This window comes from Pseudomonas sp. SIMBA_068 (assembly GCF_046534705.1).
GTDB lineage: Bacteria > Pseudomonadota > Gammaproteobacteria > Pseudomonadales > Pseudomonadaceae > Aquipseudomonas > Aquipseudomonas putida.
The window spans coordinates 1-238 of record NZ_JAWRYI010001592.1; the positions used below are offsets into that span (position 1 = coordinate 1).

1 pseudogene is annotated in these 238 nt (G+C 62.2%); it reads right to left on the reverse strand.

The annotated features are described in order from the left end of the window. Window positions 1-238, reverse strand: a pseudogene (locus tag SB756_RS35070) (ShlB/FhaC/HecB family hemolysin secretion/activation protein); the annotation flags it as partial.

Sequence of the window (238 nt, forward strand, 5' to 3'; positions counted from 1 at the left end):
TCGCTCTGCACGCCGGAGAGGCGCAGGCGGAAGAAGTCCAGGTCAGGGGTGGTACTGGTCAGATCACTGTGAGTCCTGGCGCCCAAGCCGTTGATACCCTGATACAGACCGGCGCTGAGGATGCGCAATTGGCGGGCGTCGGCCTTGCGCCAGTCACCTTCGAACGCCAGCGCGCGCAGGTTGGTTTCGATATCGAAGCGGTTGGGGTAGCCCACCAGTTGATAGCGTGTGGTTTGGT